Origin of the sequence: Citrobacter sp. Colony219 (assembly GCF_019382635.1) — a bacterium.
In the GTDB taxonomy this organism is placed as follows: domain Bacteria; phylum Pseudomonadota; class Gammaproteobacteria; order Enterobacterales; family Enterobacteriaceae; genus Citrobacter; species Citrobacter youngae.
On the sequence record NZ_CP080033.1, the window covers coordinates 1,369,942 to 1,381,193 of the forward strand.

Genomic DNA, 11,252 nt, shown 5'->3' on the forward strand with positions numbered 1-11,252 from the left:
CGTCGTAGGCCGGATAAGGCACAGCCGCCATCCGGCAATAAATTTGTACCCTACATATTATAAAAATGACGAGGACAACATGAGCGACACAACGATCCTGCAAAATAGTACCCATGTCATTAAACCTAAAAAATCGGTTGCGCTGTCAGGCGTTGCCGCCGGAAATACCGCGCTGTGTACCGTAGGCAAAAGCGGTAACGACCTGCACTATCGTGGCTACGATATTCTCGACCTGGCGCAGCAGTGCGAATTTGAAGAAGTCGCGCATCTGCTGATCCACGGGAAATTACCCACTCGCGATGAACTCACCGCCTATAAAAGCAAACTCAAAGCGCTGCGCGGACTGCCCGCTAACGTGCGTACCGTGCTGGAAGCGCTGCCCGCCGCCTCGCATCCGATGGACGTGATGCGCACCGGCGTCTCCGCGCTGGGTTGTACGCTGCCGGAAAAAGAAGGACATACCGTCTCCGGCGCGCGCGATATTGCCGACAAGTTGCTGGCATCGCTCAGTTCTATCCTCCTGTACTGGTATCACTACAGCCATAACGGCGAGCGTATTCAGCCGGAGACCGACGATGATTCTATTGGCGGTCACTTCCTGCATTTGCTGCATGGTGAAAAGCCGTCGCGAAGCTGGGAAAAAGCGATGCATATTTCGCTGGTGCTGTACGCCGAGCACGAATTTAACGCCTCCACCTTTACCGGCCGCGTGATTGCCGGGACCGGCTCCGATATGTATTCCGCGATTATCGGCGCGATTGGCGCACTGCGTGGACCGAAACACGGCGGGGCGAATGAAGTGTCGCTGGAGATCCAACAGCGCTACGAAACGCCGGACGAAGCTGAAGCGGATATCCGTAAACGCGTGGAAAACAAAGAAGTGGTGATTGGTTTTGGTCATCCGGTTTACACCATCGCCGACCCGCGCCATCAGGTGATCAAGCGCGTGGCGAAACAGCTTTCTCAGGAAGGCGGTTCGCTGAAAATGTACAACATTGCCGACCGTCTGGAAGACGTAATGTGGGAAACGAAAAAGATGTTCCCCAACCTCGACTGGTTCTCGGCGGTCTCCTACAACATGATGGGCGTCCCCACCGAAATGTTCACCCCGCTGTTTGTCATCGCCCGCGTCACTGGCTGGGCGGCGCACATCATCGAACAGCGCCAGGACAATAAAATTATCCGTCCTTCCGCCAATTACACCGGCCCGGAAGATCGCGAATTTGTCCCGATTGAAAAACGTTGCTAATTCAAAAACCTCTAAAGATAAAAAACAGGAAATGTACCCTATGTCCGCACATATTTCGAACGTCCGCCCGGAATTTGACCGTGAAATCGTTGATATCGTTGATTACGTCATGAACTACGAGGTCACCTCGAAGGTGGCGTATGACACCGCGCATTATTGCCTGCTTGATACCTTAGGCTGCGGCCTGGAAGCGCTGGAATATCCGGCCTGTAAAAAACTGCTGGGGCCGGTCGTCCCAGGTACAGTGGTACCGAACGGCGTGCGCGTACCTGGCACCCAGTTCCAGCTCGACCCGGTGCAGGCGGCGTTTAACATCGGTGCGATGATCCGCTGGCTGGACTTCAACGATACCTGGCTTGCCGCTGAGTGGGGTCATCCTTCTGATAACCTCGGCGGTATTCTGGCCACGGCTGACTGGCTGTCACGCAATGCGGTAGCGGCGGGAAAAGCACCGTTGACCATGAAAAAAGTGCTGACCGGTATGATTAAAGCTCATGAGATTCAGGGCTGTATCGCGCTGGAAAACTCCTTTAACCGTGTTGGTCTCGATCACGTCCTGCTGGTAAAAGTGGCCTCCACGGCGGTGGTCGCTGAGATGCTTGGCCTGAACCGGGATGAAATTCTCAACGCCGTGTCGCTGGCGTGGGTCGACGGCCAGTCGCTGCGTACTTATCGCCATGCGCCGAATACCGGCACGCGTAAATCCTGGGCCGCAGGCGATGCGACCTCGCGCGCGGTACGCCTGGCATTGATGGCGAAAACCGGTGAGATGGGGTATCCGTCTGCGCTGACGGCGAAAACCTGGGGCTTCTATGACGTCTCTTTCAAAGGCGAATCGTTCCGCTTCCAGCGCCCGTACGGCTCATACGTGATGGAAAACGTGCTGTTTAAAATCTCCTTCCCGGCCGAGTTCCACTCGCAGACCGCGGTAGAAGCAGCAATGACGTTGTACGAGCAGTTACAGGCCGCAGGTAAGACCGCTGCCGATATCGAAAAAGTCACCATTCGCACGCACGAAGCCTGTATCCGCATCATCGATAAAAAAGGCCCGCTGAATAACCCGGCGGACAGGGATCACTGTATCCAGTATATGGTGGCCATTCCGCTGCTGTTCGGGCGCTTAACGGCGGCAGATTACGAAGACGGCGTGGCGCAGGACAAGCGCATCGATGCCCTGCGCGAGAAGATCAACTGCTTCGAAGATCCGGCCTTTACCGCCGATTACCACGACCCTGAAAAACGCGCCATCGCCAACGCCATCACTCTGGAATTCACCGACGGCTCACGCTTTGAAGAAGTGGTAGTGGAATACCCAATCGGCCACGCGCGTCGTCGTACTGACGGCATGCCGAAGCTGGTCGAGAAGTTCAAAATCAACCTGGCGCGTCAGTTCCCGACCCGCCAGCAGCAGCGCATCCTGGATGTCTCCCTGGACAGAACTCGCCTGGAGCAGATGCCGGTCAATGAGTATATGGATCTCTTCATTATTTAAACCAGCGTGCAGCAAGGCGTAAGTTCAACAGGAGAGCATTATGTCTTATAGCGAGTTTTATCAATGTTCTATAACGCAACCGGAGTCGTTCTGGGCCGAGCAGGCCCAGCGTATTGACTGGCAGCAGCCGTATACGCAGGTCCTGGACCACAGCAACCCGCCGTTTGCCCGCTGGTTTTGCGGCGGCACGACCAATCTGTGCCATAACGCCATCGACCGCTGGCTGGAGAAACAGCCTGACGCGCTGGCGCTGATTGCTGTGTCATCCGAAACCGAAGAAGAACGCACGTTTACCTTTCGTCAGCTGTATGACGAAGTGAACGTCGTGGCGGCGATGCTATTGTCGCTGGGCGTACAGCGTGGCGATCGGGTGCTGGTGTATATGCCGATGATCGCCGAGGCGCACATTACGCTACTGGCCTGCGCACGCATTGGAGCAATTCATTCGGTGGTGTTCGGTGGTTTCGCCTCGCACAGCGTGGCGGCGCGTATCGACGACGCCCGACCGGTGGTTATCGTTTCGGCGGATGCCGGGGCGCGCGGGGGCAAGATCCTGCCGTATAAAAAGCTGCTCGATGATGCGATCGACCAGGCGCAGCACCGACCGCGTCATGTGGTGCTGGTGGATCGCGGTCTGGCGAAAATGGCGCGGGTCGAGGGACGTGACCTCGACTTTGCCGCGCTGCGCCAACAGCATCTCGGCGCGCGGGTGCCAGTTGTCTGGCTGGAATCAAACGAAACGTCCTGCATTCTCTACACCTCCGGGACAACCGGGAAACCGAAAGGCGTCCAGCGCGACGTTGGCGGCTATGCGGTCGCGCTGGCGACCTCGATGGACACCATTTTCGGCGGTAAAGCGGGCGGCGTGTTCTTCTGCGCGTCGGATATCGGTTGGGTAGTTGGGCATTCGTATATCGTGTATGCCCCGCTGCTGGCGGGGATGGCGACGGTGGTTTACGAAGGTCTGCCAACGTATCCGGACTGTGGCGTGTGGTGGAAAATTGTTGAGAAGTATCAGGTCAGCCGGATGTTCTCGGCCCCGACAGCTATCCGTGTGCTGAAGAAATTCCCGACCGCGCAAATCCGTAATCACGATCTCTCCTCGCTGGAGGTGCTGTATCTGGCGGGGGAACCGCTGGACGAACCAACCGCCAGTTGGGTAACCCAAACGCTGGGCGTCCCGGTTATCGATAACTACTGGCAGACCGAATCCGGCTGGCCGATTATGGCAATTGCCCGCGGGCTGGACGACAGGCCGTCGCGTCTGGGCAGTCCCGGCGTGCCGATGTACGGCTACAACGTACAACTGCTCAATGAGGTGACCGGTGAACCTTGTGCGGCAAACGAGAAGGGCATGCTGGTGATTGAAGGGCCGCTGCCGCCGGGCTGTATTCAGACCATCTGGGGCGATGACGAACGCTTTGTGAATACCTACTGGTCGCTGTTCTCCCGCCAGGTGTACGCCACCTTTGACTGGGGCATTCGCGACGCCGATGGCTATTACTTCATCCTGGGGCGTACGGATGACGTGATCAACGTCGCCGGACACCGACTCGGTACGCGAGAGATCGAGGAGAGTATTTCCAGCTATCCGAACGTTGCGGAAGTGGCGGTGGTCGGCGTGAAGGATGCGCTGAAAGGGCAGGTGGCCGTCGCGTTTGTCATTCCAAAGCAGAGCGACAGTCTGGAAGACCGCGACATCGCCCATTCGGAAGAAAAGGCGATTATGGCGCTGGTGGACAGCCAGATTGGCAACTTTGGCCGTCCGGCACATGTCTGGTTCGTGTCGCAGTTGCCGAAAACACGTTCCGGTAAAATGCTCAGACGGACGATCCAGGCGATCTGCGAAGGCCGCGATCCTGGCGATCTGACCACCATTGACGATCCAACATCGTTACAGCAAATCCGCCAGGCGATCGAGGAGTAGGGCGTTGCCGGGGGGCGGCTTCGCCTTATCCGGCCTACGAAACCGCGCACCGTAGGCCAGATAAGCCGCGAAGCGGCGCCATCCGGCAAAAGCAACGTGATTAGCGCCAGCTCAGCTGATAATGATAACGCCCTGCACTCAACTGAAATTCTGGTGACACTGAAGGGCTCCACGAATCATCCCCGCCGACGCCCATATGGAAACCGTCAATGTTGAGCCATGTTCCGGCTTCAGGCTGCAGCAGATGGCGATGGCTGGTTGCCATCAGTTGCTTCTGGCTGTAACGGCTGATGTTGAACTGGAAGTCACCACGCCACAGATGATCCCCGTAGCGTAATTCGCGTGTCCCGCAGCGCAGGCCATTTTCACTTGGGAAAACATACGGGGTGTACATTTCATCGAGCGATAAATCCCAACGGTCGAAACAAGCGGCGTTCAGCCTGTCCGGGTAGTTCTCATGCGGCCCAAGGCCTAACCAGTTTACCCGTTCAGCCACCTGCGCCAGCTGGCAGCTCAGGCCGATGCGGGCCGGATGCGGCGTACCGCTGGCGATGTCGACATCCACCGCTATCTGCATTTCACCCTTGCCGTCAATACGGTAGCTTTTTCGGCTGATGAACAGCGTTTCGCCCCGATACTGCCAGGCATGCGCGGTGGTGATAAGGATGCTGTTCGACAGCGCTTCGGCCTCGCATTGCAATAGCCATGGCTCAGCATGGTAATGGCCCGCAGCCTTCCAGCGTTCGACCCAGGCATTAGGATCGATGCGCGTTACTTCGCTGATGCCGATGTCGTTATCCAGCGGCGCACGGGTAAACTGATCGATTAACGGTGCTAACAGCTGTGCTTTTTCGACCAGCCAGTATTGCGTCAGTAAGCCTGTACGGCGGCAGAATTCCCAGCGTTTATCACTGACGATTACCGTAAACGTGTCATCGCAGATCGTCAGCTGTGGCGCTGTGCTGGCGCGAGGTTTAAGCGCCAGACTGAGTTTATCTTCCAGCTTCCATTGCTGCCAGGCGCTGATGTGCCCGGCGTCTGACCACGCGGTTGCCTGAGGTTGTTCGACGCGCACCGTCAGCCACAGCTGACCTGCGGTTTCCGGCATCGGGACATCTGGCAGGGTAATCACCTGGCGGCCTTGTGGGGCGATATCCAGAACGACCTCTCCGGCGGCCAGCGGGTTGCCGTCCTGGGCAATAGACCAGTGCAGAACTTCGTTATCGCTGCGGCGGAACAGATATTCACTGGTCACTTCAATCTGGCGTTCAGCGCCCGGCAGTAACGTGAACTGGAAAAACTGCTGTTCATGTTTGGCCTCATATAACGCCGGGTGTGGGGTGCGATCGGCGAACACCAGCCCGTTCATGCAAAACTGGCGATCGTTAGGCGTGTCGCCAAAATCGCCACCATAGGCTGACCATGCTTTGCCGTTCTCATCATATTTGGTCAGCGACTGATCCACCCAGTCCCAGACAAATCCGCCCTGCAGACGCGGATACTGGCGGAATGCCTGCCAATATTTGGCATAGCCGCCGAGGCTGTTACCCATCGCGTGAGCATATTCGCAGAGGATCAACGGGCGCTGCTCGCCGGGCATCGACAGCCACTTTTTAATCGACCATTTGGGTACGGCGGGGAAGGGCTGATCCTGATCGACGCGGGCGTACATCGGGCAAATAATATCGGTGGCTACGGTATCCGCGCCGCCACCTTCGTACTGCACCGGGCGAGAGGGATCTTCCGATTTCAGCCAACGATACAGCGCGTCGTGGTTCGCGCCGTGACCAGATTCATTGCCCAACGACCAGATGATGATACTTGGGTGATTGCGGTCACGCTGTACCATGCGCGTGACGCGCTGGCTCATGGCGGGAAGCCATGTTGGGTCATCGCTCAGGCGATTCATGGGCACCATACCGTGGGTTTCGATATTGGCCTCATCCACCACATACAGGCCGTAGCGGTCGCACAGGGTGTACCATAGCGGGTGATTTGGGTAATGCGAACAACGCACGGCGTTAAAGTTGTTCTGCTTCATCAGCAGAATATCCTGCACCATCGTTGCCTCGTCCATCACCTGACCGTTGACCGGATGGTGCTCATGACGGTTGGTACCGCGAATCAACAGCGGCTTACCATTGAGTAACAGCAGTCCGTTTTCAATGCAAACCTGACGAAAGCCGACGTCACAGGCCTCGGCTTCAATCAGCGTACCGTCAGCGGTATGTAGCTGCACAACGGCGCGGTACAGATTAGGCGTTTCGGCACTCCACAACGCCGGGTGTTCAACGTTGAGGCGCAGCGTAGTACGGTCGTGATAAGCGCCGCGTTCATCAACAATCTCGCTGCCGGGCGGTGAGGTGAGCTCGCCAACCAACGTTTCGCCGTTCCACAATTGCAGGGTCACACGTACATCTTCACGCTCGTCGCCTGCTATCCGGACTTCCGCTTCCAGCACCGCGCGGCTGAAATCATCATTAAAGCGCGTGTTGATGCGTAGGTCACGGATCTGTGTTGTGGGTTTATGCAGTAAAGAAACATCGCGAAAGATGCCGCTCATGCGCCACATATCCTGATCTTCCAGATAGCTGCCATCGCTCCAGCGCAGCACCATGACGGCCAGGCGGTTTGCGCCGCGCAGCAGATAATCGCGAAGATCAAATTCAGACGGCAGGCGGCTATCCTGACCGTAGCCGACCCAACGACCGTTGCACCACAGATGAAACGCGGAGTTCACGCCGTCAAAAATAATCCGCGTCTGACCCTCATCTAACCATGCATCTTCAACACTAAATGTGAGCGAGTAACATCCGGTAGGGTTCTGCGTCGGAACAGAAGGCGGATTGACCGGGAATGGATAGGTGATATTGGAGTAGATTGGCGCATCATAACCGCTCATCTGCCAGTTAGACGGCACGCAGAGGGCAACGGCCTGCGGTAAATCATGCTCAAGCCAACTTTCTGGCACTGCCTCTGGTGTGGCAAACCAGGCGAACTGCCACTCGCCGTTTAACGAAATTCGTTGGGATGAAGGCCGGTGGTTACGGGCATCATCCACGCAGCGCCAGCTACAAAACGGCGGATGTGCCTCCAGACGGTTTATCTGTGTGACGCCGGGGTTTTCCCAGTCACGGCGCGCCAGTACGGCGGCGAGTGAGTCCGAGCTCAGAGTCATAGCGGTATCTCATGTTTGTTATTCGCTCACAATTTAATAAACATAAGGCCTGCGGTGAGACGCTGTAAAGCCGGGCGGGTTTAATGGGTGAACTGACTCACAGTAATTAGCGCTCGCCGGATGGTAGCAGAGAGACCTGACGCGCCAGTTGCATCAACGACTCCGCCAGCACCTGAGGCGTGGCGGTTTGTGCGTCAGGCGGCAGTACGGTTTTCCGTTCGACCAGCGTGACCGGCAGCAGCAGATTGCCGGGGGCGGACATACCCTGCGTAAGCTGCAACAGCCTGTCAACGCTGGTCTGTCCGAGAGTGGGGAAATCCTGCCTGATGGTGGTCAGCGGCGGGATGTAGCAGGCGCTGTCTTCGGTGTCGTCGTAGCCGATCACGGAGATGTCCGCTGCAACTCGCAGCCCAGACTCGCTGATTGCCCGCATTGCGCCCAGCGCCATTTGATCGTTAGCGACCAGCATAGCGGTTGGAATGATACCGTCGTTAAGCATGTGCATGGTTTGATGAAAGCCGGACATGGCGCTCCAGTCACCTTCACGTTCTACAATGGGACGTAGTTGGTAGTGCGCCAGATATTTATGCCAGCCCGCACGGCGAAGCCTTGCCGAAACTGAAGTGTGCGGCCCGCTCAGCAGGGCGATTCGCTGATGACCATGCTGTACAAGATGTTCAACGCCGAGTCGCGCACCGTCATCATGGGAGAAAATCACGCTGTTAATCGGCGTCTGGTCAGAGACATCGAGAAACAGTACCGGCACTGTACCGCAGGCGGCGGCCATGGCAATGGAGTCTTCTTCATCCAGCGGATAGTTGATGATAAGCCCGGTTACGCGCTGAGAAAGCAGGTTGTGGACCGCGGTTTTACACGCCTCAACGCCGCTGCGCTCGACCATGGCGATCACCACGCTGGCGCCGGACTGGTCGGCGCGGGATTTTATGGCGGCAACGATTTGTGAGGGGGCATGCAGGGCAAGGTTCGCCGTCACGACGCCAATCAGCGGCGTCTGTTTGCCTGCCAGTTGCTGTGCGACGCGGTTGGGGATGTAATTGAGTTCCGCCATCGCGGCCTCAACTTTCTGTCGGGTTTTTGCGGAAACGTGGCTGGCCTGATTCACAACGCGCGAGACGGTCTGGTAAGAGACGCCTGCATGGTCTGCGACATCGTATAGCGTTACCGGTTTCACGTTTATCACCCCTGTCATGATGTTATCTGCGCGCTATGATGCCACAGCGGGACGATTTTGGGGGATTTACGCATAGGTTCTGCGAGGCGCATTCCAGGGTTGCGGATCGTGTGCGGGAGGATTTATCGTCGTTAAACTTATCAGATTAAAAAGTGAGGACATCGTGAGCGACTCTGCGGCAAATAATATTCTGTCCATCTACCGACGCCATGCTGAGGCTTTTGCCCGCCAGCGTTCGCGCGCGCTGTTTGAAAAAAACTGGCTGGATAAGTTCATCAACGTGATGGGCGGGCAGGGCTATATTGTGGATATTGGCTGCGGAAACGGTCAGCCGATTGCGGGTTATTTTATCCAGCAAGGTTTTCAGTTGACGGGGGTTGATGGTTCCCCGGAAATGCTGGCGCGGGCGCGGCACTCTTTTCCCGCACAGCGCTGGCTGGAGCAGGATATGCGTGAGCTGGCGCTTAACGAGACATTCGACGGTCTGATCGCCTGGGACAGCTTTTTCCATTTAACCCAGTTGGACCAGCAAAAGATGTTCCCCATTTTTGACCGGCTCAGTCATCCCGGCAGTGCGCTGATGTTTACCAGCGGTACGGACAACGGCATTGCGATGGGGGAATTTGAGGGTGAGCCGCTGTTTCACGCCAGCCTCGCGCCTGATGAGTATCACGCATTGCTGTCGATGCACGGTTTTACGGTGATTGAGAGGGTGATGGAAGATCCGCACTGTACCGGGCACACCATCTGGCTGGCGCAAAAAAGAGGTTAATCGCCGCGAAAGGTTTTACGCCATTCAGCCGGGCTGACGCCGAAGCGGGATTTAAAATGCTGCCGCCAGGTGACGGGGGAGAGAAAACCTACCTGTTCGGCGATGCGTTCAACGGGTAACTGACTGGACTCCAGCAGGATCTGGCTGCGGTGTAGGCGCTCGGTAATCAGCCATTCAGCCACGCTTGACCCGGTGGCCTTCATAAAATGACGGGTTAGAGTGCGACGACTCATCATCACCCGCTGTGCCAGCTCGTCGAGATTATGCGGTTCGTGGAGATGCTGGCGCAAATAGTCGAGCAGGGCGTTAATGCGCTGATCCTGGGTATTTTTCGCTACCGGTTGTTCGATAAACTGCGCCTGACCGCCCTCACGATGCGGTGGCACAATCATCCGTCGGGCAATCTGATTCGCCACCGTGCTGCCAAAACGCTGGCGAATTACGTACAAACAGCAATCCAGCGCGGCGGCGGTACCTGCTGAGGTAATAATACCGTCGTCATCCACGTACAGTGCGTTGATATCCAACTGGGCCGCCGGGAAGCGCGCCTGAAAATCCTGCTCGAACTCCCAGTGCGTAGCCGCTCGTTTACCGTCCAGTAACCCCGCATAGCCGAGGACAAACGCGCCCAGACACAGCCCGACAATCTGCGCGCCGTTTTGTCGCGCGCGGTTGAGCGCACCAAGCAGGCTTTGTGGTGGACGATGCGCGGTGGTGCCCCACCAGGGGATCACCACGATGTCGGCAGCCTCCACCGCTTCATAGCCGTGGGTTGCGGTAATGGAGAAACCATCCTGCGAGGAGATGATGCCCGGTTTTTCGCCGCACATCTGTACCTCAAAGCGCTTTTTCACCGCCATTTTGTCACTGAAAATGATACACGGCACCGAGAAGTGAAATGGGCTGAAATCTTCCACGGCAACAATGGCGACGTTAAGCGGCTGCATACGATTCCTTTGTAGAGATTAAAATGCCAGGGTTTCACCATCTTCCGGCACGTTGACATATTGCGCAATCTGGTTGTCGCGGGCGTACTCTTTCAGGGCCGCGCGGGTCAACAGACAATGGTTAATCGCCTCCATATGGGTCGCCACAATGTGTGCTTCGGGTAAGGTGAAGTGGGTTTTCAGCACATCTTCCGCACCCATGATAATTGGGCCAAAACCGATGACGTGGGCAAAACCCGCATTCAGAACCACCACGCCTGGCTGGAAGGTATGCATGTTGGCTTCTACCTCGTCGCGCCAGAGGGTGTCCCCGACCAGATACAGCGTTTTTTCCGCCGGATGCATAAAGATAACGCCACAGGCATCACCCAGGCGTTCTGCCATTTGTGGAATGGCATAGGCGCGATCTGAGCCGTGCTGGCCACCGGTTTTACGCAGAGTGATGTCGCCCAGCACGGTGTTGTGCGTCAGGACGGTCAGTTGCGTGAAACCCTG

The 11,252-nt window shown here is 56.9% G+C and carries 8 protein-coding genes; 4 read left to right on the forward strand and 4 right to left on the reverse strand.

Annotated elements, in window-relative coordinates; all coding sequences use genetic code 11:
- The first annotated feature begins 79 nt into the window (after positions 1–79).
- From prpC to prpE, 3 genes are read left to right on the forward strand one after another with little or no spacing between them, the layout of a single operon-like run.
- Positions 80–1,249 carry a 2-methylcitrate synthase gene (gene prpC / locus JTI85_RS05820; protein WP_016149667.1) on the forward strand — a complete coding sequence of 390 codons (1,170 nt, stop codon included), beginning with the start codon at positions 80–82 and terminating at the stop codon, positions 1,247–1,249.
- Between the two features lie 40 nt (positions 1,250–1,289).
- Positions 1,290–2,741: a bifunctional 2-methylcitrate dehydratase/aconitate hydratase gene (locus JTI85_RS05825; protein ID WP_115600888.1), complete on the forward strand. Its 1,452-nt coding sequence runs from the start codon at positions 1,290–1,292 to the stop codon at positions 2,739–2,741.
- A gap of 40 nt (positions 2,742–2,781) precedes the next feature.
- Positions 2,782–4,668, forward strand: coding sequence for a propionate--CoA ligase (gene prpE, locus JTI85_RS05830; protein ID WP_137345439.1), 1,887 nt, complete (start codon positions 2,782–2,784; stop codon positions 4,666–4,668).
- Between the two features lie 100 nt (positions 4,669–4,768).
- On the opposite strand, the gene JTI85_RS05835 is transcribed toward prpE, so the two are convergent.
- Together JTI85_RS05835 and JTI85_RS05840 are read right to left on the reverse strand one after the other, a co-directional pair.
- Positions 4,769–7,846 carry a beta-galactosidase gene (locus tag JTI85_RS05835; protein WP_219352251.1) on the reverse strand — a complete coding sequence of 1,026 codons (3,078 nt, stop codon included), beginning with the start codon at positions 7,844–7,846 and terminating at the stop codon, positions 4,769–4,771.
- Between the two features lie 106 nt (positions 7,847–7,952).
- The gene (locus JTI85_RS05840) at positions 7,953–9,047 is read right to left on the reverse strand and encodes a LacI family DNA-binding transcriptional regulator (RefSeq protein ID WP_199982319.1); all 1,095 of its coding nucleotides are present in this window, start codon (positions 9,045–9,047) and stop codon (positions 7,953–7,955) included.
- A 154-nt stretch (positions 9,048–9,201) separates the two neighbouring features.
- Between JTI85_RS05840 and JTI85_RS05845 the strand changes: the two genes are divergently transcribed.
- Positions 9,202–9,810: a class I SAM-dependent methyltransferase gene (locus tag JTI85_RS05845; RefSeq protein WP_219352252.1), complete on the forward strand. Its 609-nt coding sequence runs from the start codon at positions 9,202–9,204 to the stop codon at positions 9,808–9,810.
- Here JTI85_RS05845 and JTI85_RS05850 read toward each other — a convergent pair.
- Both JTI85_RS05850 and JTI85_RS21280 read right to left on the reverse strand, forming a co-directional pair.
- On the reverse strand, positions 9,807–10,757 hold the full coding sequence (locus tag JTI85_RS05850; RefSeq protein ID WP_048212498.1) for a GlxA family transcriptional regulator: 951 nt from the start codon (positions 10,755–10,757) through the stop codon (positions 9,807–9,809). The genes JTI85_RS05845 and JTI85_RS05850 overlap by 4 nt on opposite strands.
- Before the next feature lie 18 nt (positions 10,758–10,775).
- Positions 10,776–11,252, reverse strand: a 477-nt coding sequence (locus JTI85_RS21280) for an MBL fold metallo-hydrolase (protein ID WP_370629252.1), incomplete at its 5' end; no start/stop codon positions are given.